General features: G+C 66.8%; 22 protein-coding genes and 1 pseudogene. 15 read left to right on the top strand and 8 right to left on the bottom strand.

The window, feature by feature from the left end; genetic code table 11:
• Positions 1 to 100: pseudogene (locus tag DWA33_RS22100) on the top strand (IS481 family transposase); the annotation flags it as partial.
• 27 nt (positions 101 to 127) lie between these two features.
• On the opposite strand, the gene DWA33_RS22095 reads toward DWA33_RS22100, so the two are convergent.
• A complete protein-coding gene (locus tag DWA33_RS22095) occupies positions 128 to 364 on the bottom strand; it encodes a BolA family protein (RefSeq protein WP_107346500.1) in 237 nt (78 codons plus the stop codon).
• Between the two features lie 163 nt (positions 365 to 527).
• On the opposite strand from DWA33_RS22095, the gene DWA33_RS22090 reads away from it, so the two are divergent.
• Entirely contained in the window at positions 528 to 890 is a 363-nt protein-coding gene (locus tag DWA33_RS22090; RefSeq protein ID WP_114360656.1) for a DUF427 domain-containing protein, read from the top strand.
• Between the two features lie 74 nt (positions 891 to 964).
• Positions 965 to 2,146, top strand: a complete 1,182-nt coding sequence (locus tag DWA33_RS22085) for an acyltransferase family protein (RefSeq protein ID WP_114360654.1) — start codon at positions 965 to 967, stop codon at positions 2,144 to 2,146.
• 51 nt (positions 2,147 to 2,197) lie between these two features.
• Here DWA33_RS22085 and DWA33_RS22080 read toward each other — a convergent pair whose 3' ends face one another.
• Both DWA33_RS22080 and DWA33_RS22075 read right to left on the bottom strand, forming a co-directional pair.
• A complete protein-coding gene (locus tag DWA33_RS22080; RefSeq protein WP_114360652.1) occupies positions 2,198 to 3,442 on the bottom strand; it encodes a cytochrome P450 in 1,245 nt (414 codons plus the stop codon).
• Positions 3,443 to 3,558: 116 nt separating this feature from the next.
• Positions 3,559 to 4,788 carry an ABC transporter substrate-binding protein gene (locus DWA33_RS22075; protein WP_114360650.1) on the bottom strand — a complete coding sequence of 410 codons (1,230 nt, stop codon included), beginning with the start codon at positions 4,786 to 4,788 and terminating at the stop codon, positions 3,559 to 3,561.
• 188 nt (positions 4,789 to 4,976) lie between these two features.
• Between DWA33_RS22075 and DWA33_RS22070 the strand changes: the two genes are divergently transcribed.
• Entirely contained in the window at positions 4,977 to 5,711 is a 735-nt protein-coding gene (locus DWA33_RS22070; protein ID WP_244601373.1) for a TetR/AcrR family transcriptional regulator, read from the top strand.
• 91 nt (positions 5,712 to 5,802) lie between these two features.
• Here DWA33_RS22070 and purL read toward each other — a convergent pair whose 3' ends face one another.
• A complete protein-coding gene (gene purL, locus DWA33_RS22065) occupies positions 5,803 to 8,013 on the bottom strand; it encodes a phosphoribosylformylglycinamidine synthase subunit PurL (protein WP_114360647.1) in 2,211 nt (736 codons plus the stop codon).
• Positions 8,014 to 8,299: 286 nt separating this feature from the next.
• Positions 8,300 to 9,664 (bottom strand): TrpB-like pyridoxal phosphate-dependent enzyme, encoded by a 1,365-nt coding sequence (locus tag DWA33_RS22060; protein ID WP_114360646.1) that lies wholly within the window; start codon positions 9,662 to 9,664, stop codon positions 8,300 to 8,302.
• Between the two features lie 154 nt (positions 9,665 to 9,818).
• Here DWA33_RS22060 and DWA33_RS22055 point away from each other — a divergent pair, with 154 nt between their 5' ends.
• The 8 genes from DWA33_RS22055 (at position 9,819) to DWA33_RS22020 (ending at position 15,481) form a co-directional block, all read left to right on the top strand.
• Positions 9,819 to 10,307 (top strand): PaaI family thioesterase, encoded by a 489-nt coding sequence (locus tag DWA33_RS22055; RefSeq protein ID WP_114360645.1) that lies wholly within the window; start codon positions 9,819 to 9,821, stop codon positions 10,305 to 10,307.
• Positions 10,308 to 10,389: 82 nt separating this feature from the next.
• Complete coding sequence (gene murI / locus DWA33_RS22050; RefSeq protein WP_114360644.1) at positions 10,390 to 11,184, top strand: glutamate racemase; 795 nt, start codon at positions 10,390 to 10,392, stop codon at positions 11,182 to 11,184.
• A gap of 52 nt (positions 11,185 to 11,236) precedes the next feature.
• On the top strand, positions 11,237 to 11,632 hold the full coding sequence (locus DWA33_RS22045; protein WP_114360643.1) for a cupin domain-containing protein: 396 nt from the start codon (positions 11,237 to 11,239) through the stop codon (positions 11,630 to 11,632).
• A complete protein-coding gene (locus DWA33_RS22040; RefSeq protein WP_114360642.1) occupies positions 11,632 to 12,408 on the top strand; it encodes an acyltransferase in 777 nt (258 codons plus the stop codon). Before DWA33_RS22045 ends, DWA33_RS22040 begins: the two co-directional genes overlap by 1 nt.
• 51 nt (positions 12,409 to 12,459) lie before the next feature.
• The gene (locus DWA33_RS22035; RefSeq protein ID WP_114360641.1) at positions 12,460 to 12,714 is read left to right on the top strand and encodes a hypothetical protein; all 255 of its coding nucleotides are present in this window, start codon (positions 12,460 to 12,462) and stop codon (positions 12,712 to 12,714) included.
• The gene (locus DWA33_RS22030; protein WP_244601372.1) at positions 12,695 to 13,240 is read left to right on the top strand and encodes a helix-turn-helix transcriptional regulator; all 546 of its coding nucleotides are present in this window, start codon (positions 12,695 to 12,697) and stop codon (positions 13,238 to 13,240) included. Before DWA33_RS22035 ends, DWA33_RS22030 begins: the two co-directional genes overlap by 20 nt.
• 203 nt (positions 13,241 to 13,443) lie before the next feature.
• Positions 13,444 to 14,061, top strand: coding sequence for a 30S ribosomal protein S4 (rpsD, locus tag DWA33_RS22025; RefSeq protein ID WP_011157148.1), 618 nt, complete (start codon positions 13,444 to 13,446; stop codon positions 14,059 to 14,061).
• A 352-nt stretch (positions 14,062 to 14,413) separates the two neighbouring features.
• Positions 14,414 to 15,481 (top strand): threonine aldolase family protein, encoded by a 1,068-nt coding sequence (locus tag DWA33_RS22020; RefSeq protein WP_167443261.1) that lies wholly within the window; start codon positions 14,414 to 14,416, stop codon positions 15,479 to 15,481.
• Positions 15,482 to 15,484: 3 nt separating this feature from the next.
• On the opposite strand, the gene DWA33_RS22015 is transcribed toward DWA33_RS22020, so the two are convergent.
• The 3 genes from DWA33_RS22015 to trhA form a co-directional block, all read right to left on the bottom strand.
• The gene (locus DWA33_RS22015) at positions 15,485 to 15,766 is read right to left on the bottom strand and encodes a hypothetical protein (RefSeq protein WP_114360639.1); all 282 of its coding nucleotides are present in this window, start codon (positions 15,764 to 15,766) and stop codon (positions 15,485 to 15,487) included.
• A 209-nt stretch (positions 15,767 to 15,975) separates the two neighbouring features.
• A complete protein-coding gene (locus DWA33_RS22010; protein ID WP_114360638.1) occupies positions 15,976 to 16,776 on the bottom strand; it encodes an SDR family oxidoreductase in 801 nt (266 codons plus the stop codon).
• 59 nt (positions 16,777 to 16,835) lie between these two features.
• Positions 16,836 to 17,531: a PAQR family membrane homeostasis protein TrhA gene (gene trhA / locus DWA33_RS22005; protein WP_107343587.1), complete on the bottom strand. Its 696-nt coding sequence runs from the start codon at positions 17,529 to 17,531 to the stop codon at positions 16,836 to 16,838.
• A gap of 243 nt (positions 17,532 to 17,774) precedes the next feature.
• On the opposite strand from trhA, the gene DWA33_RS22000 reads away from it, so the two are divergent.
• The 3 genes from DWA33_RS22000 to DWA33_RS21990 all read left to right on the top strand — a co-directional run bounded on the left by DWA33_RS22000 (position 17,775) and on the right by DWA33_RS21990 (position 22,313).
• Positions 17,775 to 19,244 (top strand): YcjX family GTP-binding protein, encoded by a 1,470-nt coding sequence (locus tag DWA33_RS22000; protein WP_114360637.1) that lies wholly within the window; start codon positions 17,775 to 17,777, stop codon positions 19,242 to 19,244.
• Positions 19,241 to 20,344 carry a YcjF family protein gene (locus DWA33_RS21995; protein ID WP_114360636.1) on the top strand — a complete coding sequence of 368 codons (1,104 nt, stop codon included), beginning with the start codon at positions 19,241 to 19,243 and terminating at the stop codon, positions 20,342 to 20,344. The genes DWA33_RS22000 and DWA33_RS21995 overlap by 4 nt, the downstream gene beginning before the upstream one ends.
• Positions 20,345 to 20,552: 208 nt before the next feature.
• Entirely contained in the window at positions 20,553 to 22,313 is a 1,761-nt protein-coding gene (locus DWA33_RS21990; RefSeq protein WP_114360635.1) for an adenylate/guanylate cyclase domain-containing protein, read from the top strand.
• Positions 22,314 to 22,450 lie beyond the last annotated feature (137 nt).

Below are 22,450 nucleotides of genomic sequence, written 5' to 3'. Positions count from 1 at the left end.
TCGATACAATTGGCACCGGCCCCACGGCGGCATAAAGTCACAAATACCCATCAGCCGCCTCGGCCTGTCCGAGGACAACCTGTTGAGGCTCCACATCTAGGGTCGCGGCGACAGTCGGACGAGGGCGTCAGGCTTCCGGCACGCCGGTTTGCAGGGCCAGCGCGTGCAGCACGCCGCCCATCTGCCCCTGCAGCGACTGATAGACGATCTGATGCTGCTGGACACGCGACTTGCCCCTGAACGACTCCGAGATCACCGTCGCGGCATAGTGGTCCCCGTCGCCGGCGAGGTCGCGAATCGTCACCTCCGCGTCGGGGATCGCGGCCTTGATCATGGCCTCGATGTCGCGGGCATCCATCGGCATTCGGTCGTCCTCCAGATCGTCGCGGCTGCCAGCGCGGGGCGCGCGGTGGCATTCCTGAACCGCCATCCTATATCGCAGTGCGCCCCTTTCAAAGCCACCACGCCGGCACATTGCGGCGAGGTGACCGTGACGCCGGCCCGAAACACACCCCTGAGGTCCGCCCATGAAGCTCCCCGGCCCCGATCATCCGATCACGATCACGGCAAATCCCAACGGCGTCCGGATCAGCGCAGACGGCAAGGTGATCGCCGAGACCCGCCGCGCGCTGACGCTGCAGGAGGCGAGCTATCCGCCGGTGCAGTATATTCCGCGGGAAGACGCGGACATGAGCCTGCTGGAAAAGACCACGCGTGTCACACATTGCCCCTATAAGGGCGATGCCAGCTATTTCAGCATCGTCGCCGGCGGCGAGCCGCAGCCCAACGCGGTGTGGAGCTATGAGGAGCCGTTTCCGGCGATGGCGGAGATCGCCGGCTATCTGGCGTTCTATCCGCAAAAGGTTCAAATCGAAGAATTCAAACCCTAGCAATTCGCCGAAGAGGCGATTCAGCTATTGCGCAGTATCGTAGTTCACCGGCGGCATCGCGCGGGGCTAATTCCGTGACCGTAACCTATCCCACCACCGGCGGCATGACCGCGCACGCGGCTTCTCATGTGCGCGACCTGTCGCTCGACCGCACCCGCACCTTCCTCACCATCCTGGTGCTGATCCACCATGCGGTGATTCCCTACACCTATTTCGGCCACACCGATCCGACCTCGTTCATCGGCTTCGATTGCGTAGTGCTCGCCACCGACAGCTTCTTCATGGCGATGTTCTTCATGCTGTCGGGGCTGTTTCTGTGGCCGAGCCTGGACCACCGGCCGAAATTCGGCTCGCTCGCACGCGACCGGCTGATCCGGCTCGGCATCCCGTTCGTGATCGCGGCCTTCACTGTGATCCCGATCGCCTATTACGCGCTGGCGCTGCGCGCCAATCCGACCGAGACCTTCGCGCAGTTCTACGAGCACATGATCGCGGTCGGTCCGTGGCCGAGCGGACCGTTGTGGTTTCTGTGGGTGCTGTTCATCTTCAGCGTGATCGGCGGCGTGCTGTACCGGATTTCGCGGCATTCGCTCGACCCGATCAATCATCTGGCCAAGCTCGGCTACAAATCACCGGCTCTGTTCATCGGCGCAGTGTTCGTGATCACCGCGATCCTCTACGTGCCGTCGCGGCTCTACTACGGCTCGACCTATTGGTTCGAATGGGGCCCGTTCGCGGTGCAGGCCAGCCGGGTGCTGCTGTACACCGCGTATTTCTTCATCGGCGCCGGCATCGGTGCCTGCCATCCCGAACAGAGCGTGCTCGGCGCCGGCGGCAGGCTGGCGAAGCAATGGTGGGTGTTGCTGCTGGTGGCGCTGGTGCCGTATCTCGGGATGTGGGGCCTGATCGGCATTAAGCGCGGCATCCTCGGCAATCCGGACGACCTGCCGATGTGGTACGAGGCGAGCTACAGCGTCGCGCTCACCGCCTTCAGCGCCGCGATCATCTTCGCCATCCTGGCGGTCTTCTTACGCTTCCGCCGCGGCGGCTGGAGCCTGCTCGATCCGCTGCAGCACGACGCCTACGGCATCTTCCTGGTGCACTACGCCTACATGCTGTGGCTGCAATACTGGCTGTACGACTACGATCTGCCGGCGATCGCCAAAGCCGCCATCGTGTTCACCCTCGGCCTGCTGCTGAGCTGGGCGACGACCTATCTGCTGCGGAGGATCCCGGGCGCCTACCGGGTGCTGTGAAGCAAGCTGCGGCGCCTACGGCAGACCGCACCCACGGCCGACATGCGCCGGTCAGCCGGCCATCCGGCGCGCTTCGCCGTTCGCCGCCGTCGAGGCGGTGAAGGCGATCGGCAGACGCGTCGGCCCCTGCAGGCCGTGCGGCGGCCGCCATTCGCACGGCCCGTCGAGCTCCAGCGTCACGAAGGCGCGCGACAGCACCAGCAGCGCCTCCTCGAGCTCCGCTTTCGCCAGATGCAGACCGAGACAGGTGTGCGGGCCGAAGCCGAAGGTCAGATGCGGCGCCCGCACCACCGGGCGTTCGATGTCGAAACGGTGCGGCTCGGCGACGATGGTCGGGTCGTAGTTCAGCGCCAGCAGCGACAGCGCGATCGCCGTGCCCTTCGGAATGGCGATGCCGTTGACGTCGACGTCGGTCGACGCGTAGCGCGAGATGAAGCCGCCGGCCGGCGCGCAGCGCAGCATCTCGTCGGCCGCGCGCCCGACCAGTTCGGGGCGCTCGCGCAGCTTCTGCCATTGGTCGGGATTCTGCGCGAACAGATACAGGCCGCTGCCCAGCACATAGCGCGTCGTGTCGGTTCCGGCGGCGAGGAAGCCGCCGATCATGTTGACGATTTCCTGCCGCGTCAGCCGGTCGCCGTCCTCTTCGGCGCGCAGCAGATGGCTGAGCATGTCGTCGCCGAGCCGCGTCTCGCGGCGCTCGATCACCGGAAGCAGATAGGCGTCCATATCCAGATGCGCGGCATAGGACACGGCGGCAGCGCCGGTGCCCATATGCATGAACGCGACCCAATCCGCGGAGACGCGGGAGAAGAAATCAATGTCCTGATCCGGAATGCCCATCAAGGCGCACACCACCGGGATCGGATAGGGCCGCAGCAGCGCCTCGACCGCTTCGCAGCGGCCTTGCGGCAGCACCGGCGCCACCAGGTTCTCCATGATAGACCGCATGCGCGCGCGATAGCCCTCTACGGCCCGCGGCGACATCGCCGTCATCGTCAATTGGCGCAGCCGCAGATGATCGGGCCCCTCCATACTGAGGAGCTGTTTGGTGCGGCGTTCGATGAACGCCGGGTCGACCGCGGGATCCGATCGCAGCATCGCCAGCGCCAGATTGACCAGGCGTTTGTCGCGAAACGCCGTGCGGACGTCATCCTGATCCTGCAGGAGAATGCCGTCGGGCAACCGCAGGGCGCGCGCATCGCGCGGCGGCAGGCGTTCCCAGAATGGCCCGTCGCCGGGCAGGATGCCGGCCGGTGCGGTCGGAAGCTCGGTCACCGCAATCCCTGCACTGCTCATCGCAATCTCCCAACCCGCCGTCGATCTGAACGGATGTCGTTGCCTACGAGGCAGGCCCGCGCACGCAGCGGACCTCGCCAATGGACGCTGGGTGATGCGCGCATGGACGCACTCCGCTATTCGGAGACGGGCTTGTCGGAAATGTCCCAGTCCGCGCCGTTGAACGTCGATACGAACAGCGTCTTCATCGGCGTGTAGTCGTCCGCCGTGAAGCTGTGACTGATGCCTTCGAGGAAATACGGCGGACGGAAGCCGGAGAGCCCGATCGCCTGCTTGAGCACGTTGGCGCGGGTGAGGTCGTCGCCGCAGCGGCGCAGCACTTCCGCCATCGTCACCGCCTGGCCGTAGCCCGCGAACGCGATCGTATTGTCCGGATCGACGTTGGGGAGGTAGCGCTTGCGCAGCTGTTCGAACGCCAGCACGTCTGGATCGTTGGACCACGTCGGGCCGCCGACCTCCTTGGCGTAGCGCACCGCGACGACGCCGGTGGCGTTCGCGATCCCTGCGGCGCTCAGGATGGACCGCCCGGTCGAGCTCGAGAACAGCAGATGCAGCGGCTTCCAGCCGAGCTCGGCGACCTTGCGGATCGACTGCGACGCCGCCTTGCCGGTCGATATGTTGAAGAACACGTCCGCGCCGGACTTGGACAAATTGATCAGCTGCGAATCCACCGTCGGTTCGGTGAGGTCGTAGCTCTGCTCGATGATCACCTGCGCGGTGCCGCCCGCATCCTGCAGCACCTTCTTGAATGGGCCGAGGAAGTCACGGCCGAAATCGTCGTTCTGATACAGAATGCCGATGCGGGCATTCGGCCTCGTCGCAAGGACGTGCCGGGCTAGGATCCGCGCTTCGGTCGGATACAGCGGCAGGCCCGCCATGGTCCATTTGAATTGCTTCGGGTCGTTCCATTTCGACGCGCCGCTGTTGAGCAGGAGCTGCGGCACGCCTTTCGAATTGAGATATTTGTGCACGGCCGTCTGCGGAGCGGTGCCGAGCGAGCCGAACAGCGCCAGCACCTCCTCCTGCTCCACCAGCCGCCGCGTCGCCTCGACGCATTTCGGCGCGCTGTAGCCGTCGTCGACGCTGAGGAATTTGACCTTGCGGCCGTTGATGCCTCCGGTCTCGTTGAGCATCTGGAAATACGCCTCGCCGACACGACCGAGCACACCATAAAGCGAGCCTGGCCCGGAATGCGGCACGGTCTGGCCGAGCCTGATCTCGGTGTCGCTGGCGCCCGGATCGTAGGCCTTGCCGGCGGCCTGGACGAACGGCGCCGGCAGTGTCGAGGCAAGGACGGTGGCGAGCGCAGTGACGCCGAATTCGCGCCGCGTCTGTCGGCCGGTCATGCCCGCCGCCCCGCGCGGAATGCGCCGGAGCGAGCTGTCGTGGCGGCATACGTCCCGCCCGACCGCGCGGTCGAGTGACGAAGATGTCGATGAAGGGAATCGAAGATGAGCGCCATCAATCAAGCCTCCCTGATCTTGATGCTGAACGCATCTGTCCGTTTTCGGACTTGGATCGACAGTAATTGAACGTGTTCAATTATGCAAGTGAGTTTCACTGGAGGCGATTTCGTCGGCCGAACGCGATAGGATCGCGCATGCTCAGAAGGTCTCCCCCGGCTCGCGGCGCCGTCCGCAGCCGCGCCACATCAGCCGAAGCCAAGGCTCGGGTCCGCGCTGCGTTCGTCGCCGCCGGTCGAAAGTTGCTCGCGAACAAAAACTCGGAAGCGTACTCGTTACGTGCCGTGGCGGCGGCCGCCGGTTACTCACCAGGCACGATCTATCAGTACTTCTCGGATCATCGCGACCTGCTGTTCGCAATCCGCGAACAGGACATGCTCGAAGCGACAGTCGCACTGGAACGCGTCGCTGAAGCGGAATCGGACAGCGAACTGCGCCTGCGAAAATTGTTGCTCGGCGCGATGCGTTACTGGCTCGATCATTTCGAACACTTCGAGACGCTGTTCGCGCTGGCGCCGTCGATGCAGATCGTGCAGAGCGGCGATGGCGTTGCGTTCGGCCGTTCGGCCGTGGTGGTGCGCGCCTATGCGGTGTTCGAGCGCGCCGTCGGCGCGTTTCTTCAGGAGCACACGCGATCCGAAGTCGACCCCAAGGCGGCGGTGGATTGCCTGATCGCCGCTGTCCACGGCATGATCTGGTTTCCCCACGCCACCCGGACGATGGCTTGGACGAAGACCGAGCCGATGATCGGCATGGTGATCGACGCCGTTCTGGCGAGCTGGAAACGCGGGGAGCACCAGAAGTAATCGCCCGTGCCGCTCGGCCACATGTTCTCTCTCTTTTGTCATTCCGGGGCGCGCGGAGCGCGAGCGCCCCGGAATGACACGGCGACTGCGGTTAGTTCTTCCCGCCCATGTAGTCCGGCAGCCAATGCTCGTGGGCGTGGCGCAGCGCCTTGAGGTCGATACTGCGCTCGCCTTCGATCTTCAGGGCATGACCGCCGGTGAGGCCGATCTGGGTGCAGGGCACGCCGACGGTCTTCAGCTTGGTCATCACCGCCAGCAGATCGGCTTCCTTCACCGTGATCAGATAGCGCGCCTGGTCCTCGCCGAACCACCAGGCATGCGACACGATCTCGGCCGGGGGCGCGTCGAGCGCGGCGCCGATATTGCCGGCAATCGCCATCTCGGCGAGCGCGACGAGCAGGCCGCCGTCGGACAGGTCGTGCACGGCGGTGGCGGTGCCTGCGTGAATCATGCCGCGGACGACGTCGCCGTGGCGCTTCTCGGTCGCCAGATCGACCGGCGGCGGCGCGCCCTCTTCGCGGCCGCAGACGTCGCGCAAATACACCGACTGTCCGAGCCAGCCCTTGGTTTCGCCGATCAGCAGGATCGCCTCGCCTTCGGCCTTGAAGGCGAGCGTCGCCGATTTGGTGAAGTCGTCGAGCAGACCGACACCGCCGATCGACGGGGTCGGCAGGATGCCGCGACCCGAGGTCTCGTTGTAGAGCGACACGTTGCCGGAGACGATCGGCGAGTCGAGCGCGATGCAGGCCTCCGAGATGCCCTTCAGGCAGCCGACCAGCTGGCCCATGATCTCGGGCCGTTCCGGATTGCCGAAATTCAAGTTGTCGGTGATCGCCAGCGGCTTGCCGCCGACCGCGGTGATGTTGCGATAGGCTTCGGCCACCGCCTGCTTGCCGCCCTGATACGGATCGGCCTCGCAATAGCGCGGCGTGACGTCGACGGTAAGCGCCAGCCCCTTCGGTCCGTCCTCGATCCGGACCACCGCGGCATCGCCGCCCGGGCGCTGCACGGTGTTGCCGCCGATGACGTGGTCGTACTGCTCCCACACCCAGCGCTTGGAGCACAGGTCCGGCGTCGCCAGCAGCTTCTCCAGCGCCTCGCACACACCGATCGGCGCGTTGACTTCGCGGGCCTGGACGATCGGCAGTTGCGGCGATGCGACGTGGGGACGGTCGTACACCGGCGCCTCGTCACCGAGCTCCTTGATCGGCAGGTCGGCCTTCACCTGCCCGCCATGCTTGACCACGAAGCGCTTGGTCGGGGTGGTGTAGCCGACGATCGCGAAGTCGAGGCCCCACTTCTTGAAGATCTCTTCGGCTTCCTTTTCCTTCTCCGGCTTCAGCACCATGAGCATGCGCTCCTGGCTTTCGGAGAGCATCATCTCGTAGGCGGTCATGCCGGTCTCGCGGGTCGGCACCATGTCGAGATCGAGCTCGACGCCGAGGTCGCCCTTGGCGCCCATCTCGACCGCCGAGCAGGTCAGACCCGCCGCGCCCATGTCCTGGATGGCGATCACGCAGTCCTTGGCCATGATCTCGAGGCAGGCTTCGAGCAGCAGCTTCTCGGCGAAGGGATCGCCGACCTGAACGGTCGGGCGCTTCTCCTCCGAGCCCTCGTCGAACTCAGCCGACGCCATGGTGGCGCCGCCCATGCCGTCACGCCCCGTCTTGGAGCCGAGATAGACGATCGGCATGCCGACGCCCGAGGCGGCGGCGAGGAAGATCTTGTCGGCGTCCGCGAGGCCGACCGCCATCGCGTTGACCAGGATGTTGCCGTCATAACGGGTGTGGAACCGGGTCTGGCCGCCGACGGTGGGCACGCCGAACGAATTGCCGTAGCCGCCGACACCGGCGACGACGCCGGACACCAAGTGCCGGGTCTTGGGATGGCTCGGATCGCCGAACGACAGCGCGTTGAGGCAGGCGATCGGCCGTGCGCCCATCGTGAAGACGTCGCGCAGGATGCCGCCGACGCCGGTGGTGGCGCCCTGATACGGCTCGATGTAGCTCGGATGGTTGTGGCTCTCCATCTTGAAGACCACCGCCTGATTGTCGCCGATGTCGATCACGCCGGCGTTCTCGCCCGGCCCCTGCAGCACCCACGGCGCCTTGGTGGGCAGCCCCTTGAGATGGATCCGAGACGACTTGTACGAGCAGTGCTCGTTCCACATCGCCGAGAAGATGCCGAGCTCGGTGAAAGTCGGCTCGCGCCCGATCAGATCGAGAATGCGCTGATATTCGTCCGGCTTGAGGCCATGGCTGGCGATCAGTTCCGGGGTGATCTTCGGCTCGGGAGCGGACATAGGGCAGCATTCCTCGGCACGCCGGAGGGGCCGGCGCGATGGCTGTTATGTAGAAAGATCGGCCCAAAGGGGAAAGGCTTTTCTGCGCGCCTGGGGATGGCGCTCGGGGCCGGCGATCGCTGCGAACCCGTTGATCTGGCGAAGGATCTTGCCCGATCCGTCATGGCCGGGCTCGTCCCGGCCATCCACGACCGCGGGCACCGTGGCCGAACACGTGGATGCCCGGGTCAAGCCCGGGCATGACGTCGTTCTTGGATGGGGCGTCCGAGGGGGACGCCCGTGCTGCTCAGGCCGCGACCGCCGGCAAGCCCGCCAGCGCGGTGGCGAGGTCGGCTTCGTCGTAGTCCTGATCGACCAGCTTGCCTTCGAAGTAGTTGATGTAGGCCTGCATGTCGAAATGGCCGTGGCCGGAGAGGTTGAACAGGATCGTCTCCGACTTGCCCTCCTCCTTGCAGCGCAGCGCCTCGTCGATCGCGCAGCGCACCGCGTGGGTCGATTCCGGCGCCGGCACGATGCCTTCGGTGCGGGCGAACTGCACGCCGGCTTCGAAGCAGCCGACCTGCTGATAGGCGCGGGCTTCGATCAGGCCGAGCTCGTAGGCGTGCGACACCATCCCGCTCATGCCGTGATAGCGCAGGCCGCCGGCGTGGAAGCCCGGCGGCATGAAGGTCGAGCCGAGCGTGTGCATCTTCACCAGCGGGGTGAGATGCGCGGTGTCGCCGAAATCATACGCGTAGGTGCCGCGGGTCAACGTCGGGCACGCCGCCGGCTCGACCGCGATGATGCGCCGCTTGCGGCCGCCGCGCAGCTGCAGGCCGAGGAACGGAAAAGCGAGGCCCGCGAAGTTCGAGCCGCCGCCGGCGCAGCCGATGATCACGTCGGGATCGTCGCCCGCCATCTCGCATTGCGCGATGGCTTCCTGGCCGATGATGGTCTGGTGCAGCATCACGTGGTTGAGCACCGAGCCGAGCGCGTATTTGATGTCCGGATTCTTCGCCGCGACTTCGACCGCTTCGGAAATCGCGATGCCGAGCGAGCCGGGGCTGTTCGGAGTCTTCTCCAGGATGGCGCGGCCGCAATCGGTCTCGTTCGACGGCGACGCGATGCAGCGGGCGCCGTAGGTCTCCATCAGCGCGCGGCGATACGGTTTTTGATCGTACGACACGCGGACCTGGAAGACGAGCACTTCCAGCCCGAACAGCGAGCCGGCGAACGCCAGCGAACTGCCCCACTGCCCGGCGCCGGTCTCGGTCGACAGCTTCTTGATGCCGGCTTGCTTGTTGTACCAGGCCTGCGGCACCGCGGTGTTCGGCTTGTGCGAACCGGCCGGCGAGACGCCTTCGTATTTGAAGTAGATCTTGGCCGGGGTTCCGAGCGCCTGCTCCAGCCGCCGCGCGCGGATCAGCGGCGCCGGCCGCCACATCCGGAACACGTCGCGCACCGGCTCGGGAATCTCGATGTAGCGCTCGGTCGCCACCTCCTGGAGGATCAGCTCCATCGGAAACAGCGGCTCCAGATCGCTCGGGCCGACCGGCTGATGCGTGCCCGGGTGCAGCACCGGCGGCATCGGCGTCGGGAAGTCGGCGTTGAGATTGTACCAGGACTTCGGGATGTTCTCCTCGTCCAGCACATACTTGATCTGGTCGCTCATTCTATTCTCCCTCACGCGGCCGGTTTTGCGGCCCGGGAGGGTATACAGCGGCGACCTGCCTGCCAATTGCGCAGTGTCAATTAGATTTGTGGATTTGCATTGCAGCGCGGCATCAGTTTTATGGACCAAACGATAGACCAAAGGATAACACCCCTTGCAGCCCACCGCCGAACCGATCCACCCAGGTCGCCCGGACCTCCTGATTGCAACCGAAGGCGAATTTGCCGGCTGGCGGACCTGGAGCCGCGACACGTTCGAATCCCATAACGGCCCGTTCTGGCACCGGATCGACGACGACGGCCGCGTGCGCTGCGCCTTCCGGGTCGAGAAGAAGCACCTCAACGGCATGAAGGCGGTGCACGGCGGCTGCTTCATGACCTTCGCGGACTACTGCCTGTTCGCAATCGCCGTCCGCGAGTTGCAGGGACCGGGCGTGACGGTGGCGTTCGGCGCCGAATTCCTCGACGCGGCATTCGAGGGCGAGCTGATCGAGGCGACCGGCGAGGTTACCCGGGCCGGCAAGTCGCTGATCTTCGTCCGCGGGATTCTGAAGAGCGGCGAGCGGCCGCTGTTCACGTTCTCCGGCACGATCAAGCGCGTGAAGCGGAAGGTGCCGCCGACCGAGGTCGCCGACAGCCACTGACCGGCGCGGCCTTGCTGCCTCCGCAGGTCAGCGTCGCGGCAAACACAACCGAAAGCTAACCAAGATCGGGTAAGGTCGCCGCGTGACCTCGCTCCCTACAATCCTGGTGTTCGATTCGGGCCTCGGCGGCCTGACCGTGCTGCGCGAAGTGGTCCGGGCCCGCCCCGACGCCCGCTACGTCTATGTCGGCGACGACGCGTTCTTTCCCTACGGCCAGCGCAGCGAAGAAGCGGTGATCGGCCGCGTCGTGCCGCTGATGGGCGAGTTGATCGCCGCGCACGCGCCGGACCTCGTCGTGATCGCCTGCAACACCGCCTCGACCATGACGCTGGCGCCGCTGCGGGCGAACTACCGGGTGCCGTTCGTCGGCACCGTGCCGGCGATCAAGCCGGCCTGCGCCGGATCGCACAGCAAGCGGGTCTCGGTGCTCGGCACCAGTGCGACGGTGCGGCTCGAATATACCCGGGCGCTGATCCGCGATTTTGCCCAGGGCTGCGAGGTGTCGCTGGTCGGCTCGGTGCGGCTCGCCACGCTGGCTGAAACCGCGCTCGGCGGCGGCGAGGTGACCGACGCGGCGATTCGCGCCGAGATCGCGCCGTGCTTTGTCGAAGCCGACGCCAAACGCGGCCGCACCGATGCGGTGGTGCTGGCCTGCACGCATTATCCTCTGCTGCTCGATCGGCTGGTTCGCCTCGCCCCCTGGCCGGTCGACTGGATCGATCCGGCGCCCGCGATCGCCCGCCGCGTCGTCACCTTGCTCGGGCCCGCCACCGGCCATGCCGATGCCCCCGGGGCGACGATGATCTTCACCTCCGGACGACATCCGCGCGCGTGCGCGGCGCTGGCGCCTTACTTCGGCGGCCGGGTTCCGGCCTGAGCGCTTTTCCGCCTGCGACGACGCTGCTAGTTTCGGCGCCGGAGGAGCCCAAATGACAATCAGATTCTCGCGTCACATCCTGGTCGCGTGCGCGCTGGTCGCCGCCTGCGGCGCCGCCGTCGCGCAGCAGAGCGGCATCAAACGCACGCCGCTGCAGAAAGTCGAATTCCCCGACGGTTACGTCACCGTCAGCGGGCTCGCCGAGCTGCCGCCGGGCGGCAGCATCGGACGCCACACCCATCCCGGCATCGAGACCGGCTATCTGCTCGAGGGCGAAGCGGTGATGAGCGTCGACGGTGAACCCGACAAGCACCTCAAGGCCGGCGACTCCTACGTCATCCCGGCCGGCGTGGTGCACGATGCCAAGGTGCACGGCGACAAGGGCGCCAAGGTGATGGCGGTGTGGGTGGTCGACAAGACCAAGCCGCTGGCGACGCCCGCGAAGTAATGCGGGGCAAAACTCGCCGGATCTCGGCACCGCGAAGGTTGATCGTGGATCTGATGCGCGCCTCGCAGGGCGTGCCGCTGATCAGCTATCGCCGCACCTTACATCTCGGCCCGCTGGCGCGGGCACGGGCCGCGGCGGCGTCGCCGCCCGGCTTCGCTGCGATCTTCGCCAAGGCGTTCAGCCTGGTGGCCCGCGACGAGCCGCTGCTGCGCACGCTGTATATCGACTTCCCGTGGCCGCACTTCTTCGAGGTGCCGAAGAGCGTCGGCATGATCGCGGTCGCCCGCCGCATCGACGGCGAAGACTGCGTGCTGATGCAGAAGGTGACTGCTGCCGACACGCTACCGCTGCCCGAGGTCGATGCGATCATCCGCAGCGCCAGCACCGCGCCGATCGACAGCGTGCCGATGTTCCGCAAGCTGCTGCGGATCAGCCGGATGCCATGGCCGCTGCGGCGGATCGCCTGGTGGGCCGGGATGTCGCTGGACCGGCCGCGGGCGAACTTCTTCGGCAGCTTTGGGCTGTCCTCGGTGTCGGCCTTCGGTCCCGGCGACCTCTACCCGGTCAGCCCCGGTCCCTACATCCTGAGCTACGGCCGACTCGCCGACGACGGCCGCCTGGAGGTGATCGTCCGGTTCGACCACCGGGTGATCGACGCTGCCCCGATCGCGCGGCTGACGACCCGGCTGGAACAGGTGCTGAACACCACGATCGCGGCTGAGATCGAGCGCCTGGACCGCCCAGCCCGGGCGCTCCGGACCGCAGCCGGGCCTTGAATTCGCAAGCCTGTTGACATATGTTAACAGCCGTCCAGCACGGGCGTCAGGATGGCAAAGCGGCCGTCCCATCCGAACAAGGAAATCGAGGCGGCGGTCAGCCACGCCGAAGCGCTGGGCTGGAGCTGGAGCAAAGTCGGCGGCCATGCGTGGGGCCGATTGCTGTGCCCGCATCACGATCGCGACGGCTGTGTGCTGTTCATCTGGTCGACGCCGCGCAATCCGGAGAACCATGCGCGGCAACTGCTGCGCCAGATCGCACGCTGTCCCCACGCCAAGCAGGAGGATGATAGTGAAGGCCTATGAATTCAGTATCGTTGCCTCCGGTCTCTCCCCCGCGGCCGAAGACTTCGCCGACCGGTTCTTCAACGCCGGATGCGACGACGCCGCCATCGCGTTCCAGAAGGGCCACATCGTGCTCGACTTCGCGCGCGAGGCAGAGTCGATGGGCGATGCGATCGCTTCGGCAGTTGCCGCGGTCGAGGCCGCGGGCGCCAAGGTCGAGCGGATCGAACCGGACCCGCTGGTCAATCTGTCCGACATCGCCGCGCGCTGCGGTCTCACCAGGGCAGCCCTGACCCAATACGCGAAGGGCCAGCGCAGCCGGGATTTCCCCGCGCCCAGCGTCCGGGTGACCTCGGATAGCCCGCTATGGGACTGGGCCAAGGTGGCGCGATGGCTCTACGCGCAGCGGAAGTTGAGCCGCGAGGCCGCTGTCGAAGCCGAGGCGGTGCGGCTCGCCAATACCGCGCTGGCTGCTGGCGACCGGCCACTGGCCGCGCCGCTCGCCCAGCGGCTGAGAGCGTACGAGCAGACCCTCGAAGCGGCCTGAGCCCGCTTCCGACTGCCCGGCCCGAATTGACATCCCCGGGCTTTGCCCCTAGAAAGCCCCCGCTCGCGGGCCGGTTTCGGCCCGCGTTGCGTTTCGCGACCCGTGGTCCTCCCCTTATGCTTTAAGGACGGACCTGTCGGCTGGGGAATTTTCCCGAGCACAGGAGGGCGCGTTTCCTCACAACTCCAACCCCAGAGGACGCGATGACAAAGCGCGCTGAAGCCAAGTATAAAATCGACCGCCGGATGGGCCAGAACATCTGGGGCCGTCCGAAGAGCCCGGTCAACCGCCGCGAATACGGCCCCGGCCAGCACGGCCAGCGCCGCAAGGGCAAGCTGTCCGACTTCGGCGTCCAGCTGCGCGCCAAGCAGAAGCTGAAGGGCTACTACGCCAACATTTCCGAGCGTCAGTTCCACGCTATCTATGTCGAGGCGACCCGTCTGAAGGGCGACTCGGGCGAGAATCTGATCGGCCTGCTCGAGCGCCGTCTCGACGCCGTGGTGTACCGTGCCAAGTTCGTGTCGACGATGTTCGCGGCCCGCCAGTTCATCAATCACGGCCACATCAAGGTCAACGGCAAGCGCGTCAACATCCCGAGCTACAAGGTGCGGGTCGGCGACGTGATCGAGGTCAAGGAAGCCTCCAAGCAGCTCGCCTTCGTGCTCGAAGCCAGCCAGCTCGCCGAGCGCGACGTGCCCGACTACATCGAAGTCGACCACAACAAGATGACCGCGAAGTTCGCGCGCATCCCGGCTCTCTCCGACGTGCCGTTCGCGGTGCAGATGGAGCCGCACCTGATCGTCGAATTCTATTCGCGCTAACAGCTGCTCCGCTGCAAGGCGAAGCGCTTTCTTCGTACTGATTGCTGCTCAGTCCGATGCATCAAGGCCCCGGTTCGCCGGGGCCTTTTTGTTTGCGCGGTGTGTTCGAAAGAGTTCTTGTCATTCCGGGGCGCGCGAAGCGCGAACCCGGAATCTGGAGGATATAGCGAAGGACCGTTCAGCGGGGTGAGTGGCAACGCAGCGTCCAACAATTGCGGGATTCCGGATTCGCTCGCTGACGCGACCGCCCCGGAATGACGTGTGTGGGGGGATGGTAGCGATCACATCCCGCTGACCTGATCGTGTCCGGGCAAATACCTTCCGCTTCGCGCCCGTCATGTTAGCCTCGGGTATGGCCTACACCCCTTCCCCGCCCGATCCGAACGCGCCGCCGGCGCGGATCAATCTGTTGTCGGACACCCAGACCCGGCCGACGCCGGCGATGCGCGAGGCGATGGCGCGCGCCGAGGTCGGCGACGAGCAGACCGGCGACGATCCGACCACCAACCTGTTGCAGGAGCGCGTCGCGGCGTTGCTCGGCAAACAGGCCGCGGTGTTCCTCCCCTCGGGGACGATGTGCAACGTCACCACCACGCTGGCGACCTGCCGCCCCGGCGACGAGATCATCGCGCATCGCACCGCGCACATCCTGTCGCGCGAAGGCGGCGCGCACGCCGCGCTCGGCGGCTTCCAGATCACCGGGCTGGACGGCGACGACGGCCAGTTCTCGCTGGACGCGTTTCGCGCCGCGCTGCATCCGAAGAACCGCTACGAGCCGCCGCAGGTGATGGTCAGCGCCGAGCAGACCGCCAATATCGGCGGCGGCACGATCTGGCCGCAGGCCACGCTCGATGCGGTCGCCGGCGCCGGCAAGGATTCCGGACTGTGGACCCACATCGACGGCGCCCGGCTGATGAACGCGGTGGTCGCCACCGGCGTCTCGACCGAGCGGATGACGAAGGGCTGGGATTCGGTGTGGATCGATTTCAGCAAGGGCCTCGGCGCCCCGGTCGGCGCGGTGCTGGCCGGGCCGCGCGACTTCATCGACGAGGTGTGGCGCTGGAAGCAGCGGCTCGGCGGTTCGATGCGGCAATCCGGCGTGATCGCCGCGGCGTGCCTGTACGCGCTCGATCATCACGTCGATCGCCTCGCCGACGATCATGCCAACGCGCGCCGCCTCGCCTCAGGACTGGCGCAGATCGACGGCGTCGAGGTGCAGACGCCGCAGACCAATCTGGTGTTTTTCAGGCCGGACCGAGCCGGCGTCTCCGGGCCTGCGTTGGTGGCCGGGTTGCGCGCCCGCGGCGTGGTGCTCGCGATGATGGACGGACGAATCCGCGCCTGCACGCATCTCGACGTCGACACGGACATGATCGAGGAAACCCTCGACCACGTCCGCGAGATCGTGCGGGCAGCCTGACGGTTACAGGCAGATCCGGACGCCGGCCGCGTTGACGACGCAGCGGCGGCCGTAACTCCCGCGCCCGCGTCCTCGACCGCTCTGCCAGCCGCGCCCGCGGCCCCGGCCGCGATAGCCTCTGCCGCGTCCACGCCCGCGGCCGCGCTGCGCCTGCGCTTCCGTACTCGTCACGCCGGAGACCACCGCCGCCGCGCCGGCGAAGCTGAAGCAATAGATGCCGGTGAGGACGATCGCCGCGAGGCTGCGCGACACGAGGCTTGGTCGACGATGGGGATGATCAGTCATGAAGATCTCCGTTGGCTGCCGAGAACAACGCGCACCGCCACGATCGACGGTACGCTGGCGTGCAAAGAATGGCGGATCGAGCCGCAATGATATGATCGCACCTGAGCGGAACGCGCGGGGACCGATCCGGACCCTGACGACGGGCGCGACATACTGAAGCGGGCCGGCAGCCTGCGCTGCCGCCCCGCGGCCGATCCGAACGCGGCCTGCTACGCCTTGCCGCCGAAGGTCTCGCGCAGCTTGGCCTGGATCTTGGCCATGCCGCCGATCCAGCGGTCGTAGTTCTCGGTCTTCTTGCGCATGTAATCGATCACTTGCGGGTGCGGCAGGATCAGGAAGGTTTCCTGCTCGATGCCCTGCAGCGCGTCCTTCGCCACCTGCTCCGGTGACAGATTGCCGTCGGCGGATTGCGGCCCCTCGGGCAGGCCGCGCAGCATGTTGGTGGCGACGCCCTGCGGGCACAGGATCGAGACCCGGATGTTGTGCGCCTTGTGGGCGATCGCCAGGCTTTCGGCGAAGCCGACCGCGCCGTGCTTGGTGGCCGAATAGGCCGGGCTGCCGACCTGCGACAGCAGTCCCGCCGCCGAGATGGTATTGAGGAAGTAACCGCCGCCGCGCGCCCGATAGCGCGGCACCAGATGCCGCGCCGCGTAGACATGCGCCATCACGTGGATCATCCAGCTCTTCATGAACGGCTCGTCGGAGGAGCCGCCGGCGTTCTCCGCCACCGGATCGAAGCCGCCGCCGATTCCGGCATTGGAGCAGAACAGGTCGATCGGCCCGAACTGGCGCTCGGTCTCCTCGATCACATGCTTGATGTCGGCCTCATTGGCCACGTCGCACTTGAAAGCCGCGCCGCCGATCGACGCGGCGACCGCTTCGGCGCGGGCCTGATCGAGGTCAGCGACCACGACCTTGGCGGCGCCGGCCTTGTGAAAGGCTTCGCACAGCGCCTGCCCGATTCCATTGCCGCCGCCGGTGACGACGACGACTTTGCCCGCGATCTGCATGGTTGTTTCCCCCGCTTGTTGTTGGCGGGGGCGTTCATATCGGAAAGATCCGGCGACCGCTACGCCAGCACCAGATCCATCACCGCGACGTAGTGGCAGCCGGCCGCGACCAGCACGAAGGCATGCCAGATCGCATTCTGGAACCGCAGCCGCCGCCAGGCGTGGAAGATCACGCCGAGCGTATACAGCAGTCCGCCGATCGCCAGGAACCACATCGCGGTGGTCGGCAATGTCTCGACCACCTGATCGTAAGCGATGATGCCGCTCCAGCCGAGCGCGAGATACAGCCCGACCGACAGTTTGTCGAACTTACCGGGCTTGAACAGCTTGAGCAGGATGCCGACCACCGCAACGCCCCAGACGCCGGCGAGCAGCGCCAGACCGAACATCTGATCCTTGATCTGGCTGATGATCGGCGTGTAGGTTGCGGCGATCAGAATGTAGATCGCCGAATGGTCGAACCGCCGCAGCAGCCATTTGCGCGGCGACACCGGCCACAGATTGTACGCGGCCGACAGTCCGAGCATCGCCAGCAGCCCGGCGACATACACCGATACCGAGACTATCGTGGGCGTGGAGGCGAACACGCCGGTCAGCGTGACCAGCGCGGTGGCGGCGATCAACCCGGCGACGAGGCCCAGCACATGCACCACGCCATCGGCGATCAGCTCGGCGCGATCGTAGTTCCAGTGGACCGCGCCCTTGGCGTCGATCCTGGCATGCGAAACGATTTGCTTCAGGCGGAAGATCGTCATTGCGGAGCAAGCATCCCTTTCGAGAACAGCCTATCTGAATTGATCTGGCGCATTCATGACGTGGTGTGGCAATGCGATACACGCAAGGCGACACGATCGGCCATGGCCGCCGCCGATGGAGCTCGAATTTTCCGCCCAGAAGGCGGCAAAGCCAAGACCGGCCGGGCAGGTCGGATTGTCGCACGAATCGGCGGTTTCCGGTTAGTTTCGCCGGCGACATCTGAAGATTGAACCTTGGCGCGCATGGCCTTCAATTTTTCCAATCTGCTCGAAGATGCGTGGCTGTCGGCGCGGGCGCTCAAGGACTACGGCGAGAACCTGTTCAATCCGACCATCCGGCTCGGCGTCACCGGTCTGTCGCGCGCCGGCAAGACGGTGTTCATCACCGCCCTCGTGCATGGGTTGTGCCGCGGCGGCCGGTTTCCGATCTTCGAGTCGATGTCGACCGGGCGGATCGCCACGGCGCGGCTGGCGCCGCAGCCCGACGACGCGGTGCCGCGTTTCGCCTACGAGAATTTCCTGGCGACGCTGATCGAGCAGCGGCAATGGCCGAGCTCGACGGTCGACATCAGCGAATTGCGGCTGGTGATCGACTATCAGCGCAAGAACGGTTCCGAGCAGACGCTGACGCTCGACATCGTCGACTATCCGGGCGAATGGCTGCTCGACCTGCCGCTGCTGACCAAGACTTACGAGCGCTGGGCGGCCGAGAGCCTGGCACTGTCGCGGCAGGACCCGCGGGCCCGGGTGGCGCGTGAATGGCACGCCCATCTCGCCACGCTCGATCCCAAGGGACGCGAGAACGAGCAGGAAACGCTGAAAGCCGCGCGGCTGTTCACCGCTTACTTGCGCGCCTGCCGCGACGAGCAGTTCGCGATGAGCCTGCTGCCGCCGGGCCGCTTCCTGATGCCCGGCAATCTCGCCGGCTCGCCGGCGCTGACCTTCGCGCCGCTCGACGTGCCGGCGGACGGCACCGCGCCGGACGGCTCGCTGTGGGCGATGATGCGGCGCCGGTTCGAAGCCTACAAGGACGCGGTGGTGCGGCCGTTCTTCCGCGATCACTTCGCCCGGCTCGACCGCCAGATCGTGCTGGCGGACGCGCTATCGGCGTTCAATGCCGGCCCCGAAGCGCTGCAGGATCTCGAAGCGGCGCTGACCGGCATCCTCGAGTGCTTCCGGGTCGGCCGCTCGACGCTGCTCAGCTCGGTGTTCCGGCCGCGGATCGATCGCATCCTGTTCGCCGCCACCAAGGCCGACCATCTGCACCATTCCAGCCACGACCGGCTGGAGGCGATCCTGCGCAAGCTGGTGGAGCAGGCAATGCAGCGCGCCGAGTACGCCGGCGCCAAGGTCGACGTGGTGGCGATGGCCGCCGTCCGCGCCACCCGCGAGGCCCAGGTGCAGCGCGGCCGCGACCGGCTGCCGTCGATCGTCGGCACCCCGATCGCCGGCGAAATAGCCGAGGGCGAGGTGTTCGACGGCGAAACCGAGGTCGCCACCTTCCCGGGCGATCTGCCGACCAACCTCCAGGGCCTGTTTCGCGGCGAGGACACCTTCCGCGGGCTGGCGGCCGGCTCGCACCAGGAGGCCGATTTCCGCTTCCTCCGCTTCCGGCCACCGCGGCTCGTCAGCCATGATCCGGAGGGGCCGGCGCTGCCTCACATCCGCCTCGACCGCGCGCTCCAGTTCCTGATCGGAGACAGACTGCAATGACCGAGCGGGTTCCTCCTCGCCGGCCGGCGACCTTCAAGCTCACCGACCCGAGCGTGGTGCTGATCGATTCCGACGACGGCGGCCACGCGGCCAAGTCCGCCGCAAAGGCCGAGCCCAAGCCCAGCGTCGCCGCCGCTGCGGCCCCGCCGCCGCCACCGCCGCCGCGCGCCCGGATCGAACTCGCCCGCGAGGCCGAGCCGCCGATCGCTGCGCCGAAAGCTCCGAAGAGCATCATCGACCCGAAGAAGGGCTTTCGCTGGGGCACGCTGTTCTGGAGCGCTGCGACCGGCCTCGCCACGCTGGCGTTCTGGCTGTGGATCAGCAAGCTGGTCGAGGATCTGTTCGCGCAGAGCCAGACGCTCGGCACCATCGGCATGGTGCTGGCGCTGCTCGCCGGCGGCTCGCTGGCGATCATCATCGGCCGCGAGGCGTTCGGGCTGATCCGGCTGGCGCGGATCGAACAGCTCCACGCCCGCGCCGCGCGGGTGCTGCAGACCGACAACAGCGCAGAAGCCCGCGCCATCGTCCGCGAGCTGCTGAAATTCGAGCATCCCAACCCGCAGCTCGCGCGCGGCCGCTCCACGCTGCAGAAGCACGTCGACGACATCATCGACGGTGCCGACCTGATCCGGCTCGCCGAGCGTGAATTGATGACGCCGCTCGACCTCGAAGCGCGTGCGTTGATTTCCAAGGCCGCCCAGCGCGTCTCGCTGGTCACCGCGATCAGTCCGAAGGCGCTGATCGACGTGCTGTTCGTGGCGATCGCCGCGACCAGGCTGATCGGCCAGCTCGCCCGGCTGTATGGCGGCCGCCCCGGCGCGATCGGGATGATGAAGCTGATGCGGCAGACGGTCTCCCACCTCGCGGTCACCGGCGGCATCGCGCTCAGTGACAGCGTGATGCAGTCCGTGCTCGGCCATGGCCTCGCGTCGCGGCTGTCGGCCAAGCTCGGCGAAGGCGTTGTCAACGGCATGCTGACGGCCAGGCTCGGAATCGCAGCGATCGACCTCACCCGCCCGCTGCCGTTCGACGCCCTGCCGCGCCCGCAGCTCGGCGACCTCGTCAAGGACCTGATGAAGAAGCGCGAGAAGGAAGAGTAGTGGTCAGGCGGGATGTTGCACGCGTCTGCAACACACTCTGCTGATCTTTCCTTGTGCTGATCGGCACCTGCTGACACAAACGTCGTCACTCCGGGGCGCGAACCAAGCAAGCCCGGTATCCAAAACCACCGATGGGGTTAGGGATTCCGGGCCTGCGCTGCTTGTGCAGCGTATCCCGGAATGACACGGTCGAGGTATGCAGTCATCCATGGCGACGCGAGCGAAGCCGCACAGCAACCAGGACGCAGCCGCCCCCGCCTGGCTCCGCCGTATCGGCGTTCGGCAGGTGCGGATGTTTTGCGGCCTGGTGCTGTTCGCCTACCTGCTCAGTCATTTCCTCAATCACGCGCTCGGCAACATCTCGGCCGAGGCGCTGCACGACGGCGTGATGTGGCATCTCGCGGTCTGGCAGTTTCTGCCGGTGACGATCCTGTTCTACGGCTCGGTCGCGATCCATGGCGGGCTCGGGCTGTGGGCGCTGTATCAGCGTCGCCAGTTCCGCTGGAGGACGCTGGAGCCGCTGCAGCTCGCGCTCGGCCTGTCGGTACCACTGCTGATCTATGGCCACGTCATCGCGATGCGCCTTGGCAACGTGCTGTATGACCAGGACCGGCTGTATCCGCAGGTCTTGTACAGCTACTTCGTCGCCGCTCCGCCCTATCGGGCCTGGCTGATGGTGGCGGTGATGCTGATCGCCTGGACCCACGGCTGCATCGGCCTGTACATCTGGCTGCGGATCAAGCCGGCGTTCCGCCGCGCGACGCCGTGGCTGCTCGCGGCCGCGGTGCTGATTCCGACGCTGGCGCTGCTCGGCTTCTACCAGGGCGGACGCGAGGTGGCGCGCGAGTCCGCCTCGCCGCAATGGCAGGCCGCCAATCTCGGGCCGGCCAATCTCGGCACTCCGCAGCAGCAAGTGACGCTGGACGCAATCGGCGGCGGATTCCTGATGGTCTATCTCGGCCTGATCGGATCGGCCCTGCTCGGCCGCGGGGTGCGTGCGATCGCCGAGCGGCGCGGCGGCATGATCCGGCTGAGCTATGGCGGCGACCGCAGCATCCGGGTGAGGAAGGGTCTCACCGTGCTCGAAGCCAGCCTGCGCCACAACATTCCGCACGCCTCCGCCTGCGGAGGCCGCGCCCGCTGTTCGACCTGCCGCATCCGCGTGCTCGGCGATCCGGCGATGTTGCCGCCGCCGTCGAGCCGTGAGGCGTTCGTGCTCGCCTCGATCGGCGCAGGCGACGATCCCTCGATCCGCCTCGCCTGTCAGCTCAGGCCGACCCACGACCTCGACTTCGTCCCGGTGTTTCCGCCGCGCAACGTGGCCGCGGCGCGGCGTGCGGCGCGGGCCGCGCGGATCGGGGAGGAGCGCTACCTGGTCAGCATGTTCGTCGACATGCGCGGCTCGACCAAGCTCGGCGAAACCAGGCTGCCGTTCGACACCGTGTTCATCGTCAACCGTTTCCTCGGCGCGGTGTCGCGCAGCGTGATCGCCTGCGGCGGCCAGCCCAATCAGTTCGTCGGTGACGGCCTGCTGGCGCTGTTCGGGCTCGAACATTCGCCGCGCGACGCCTGCCGCAACGCGATCCGCGCCGCCAGCATGATCGCCGCCGCGATCGACGAACTCAACAGCTTCCTCGGCCACGACCTGCCGGAGCCGATCCGCTTCGGCATCGGCATCCACGGCGGTGAAGTCGTGGTCGGCGAGATCGGCTACCGCGACCACATGGTGTTCACCGCGCTCGGCGACTCCGTCAACGTCGCGTCGCGACTGCAGGACATGACCAAGACGCTCGGCTGCGAGACGCTGCTGTCCGACGAACTACGCGCCACCGCCGGCGTCGCCGACGACGCGCTGCCGACCGAGCAGGTCGAAATCCGCGGTCGCACCGAGCCGATGCTGGTCTGTGTGGTGACGCGGTCGCGCGATCTCGCCGCGGCGCTCGACGACAGCGAGCTGGCGCTCGCCTGAGCGCGCGGCCTTGGTCGCGCCGAACGGCCGATCGTTCAACGCCAAATCCTCGAAAAATCCCGCTCGCACAACGTGAACCCGTCCGCGACGGCTTGCGACGAACGGGCGATGGGCGGGTCCGATCGGCCATCGACGGA

Origin of the sequence: Rhodopseudomonas pentothenatexigens (genome assembly GCF_900218015.1) — a bacterium.
In the GTDB taxonomy this organism is placed as follows: domain Bacteria; phylum Pseudomonadota; class Alphaproteobacteria; order Rhizobiales; family Xanthobacteraceae; genus Rhodopseudomonas; species Rhodopseudomonas pentothenatexigens.
Note: the sequence above shows the minus strand (reverse complement) of the source record. Positions and strands in the feature narration are given on the sequence as shown.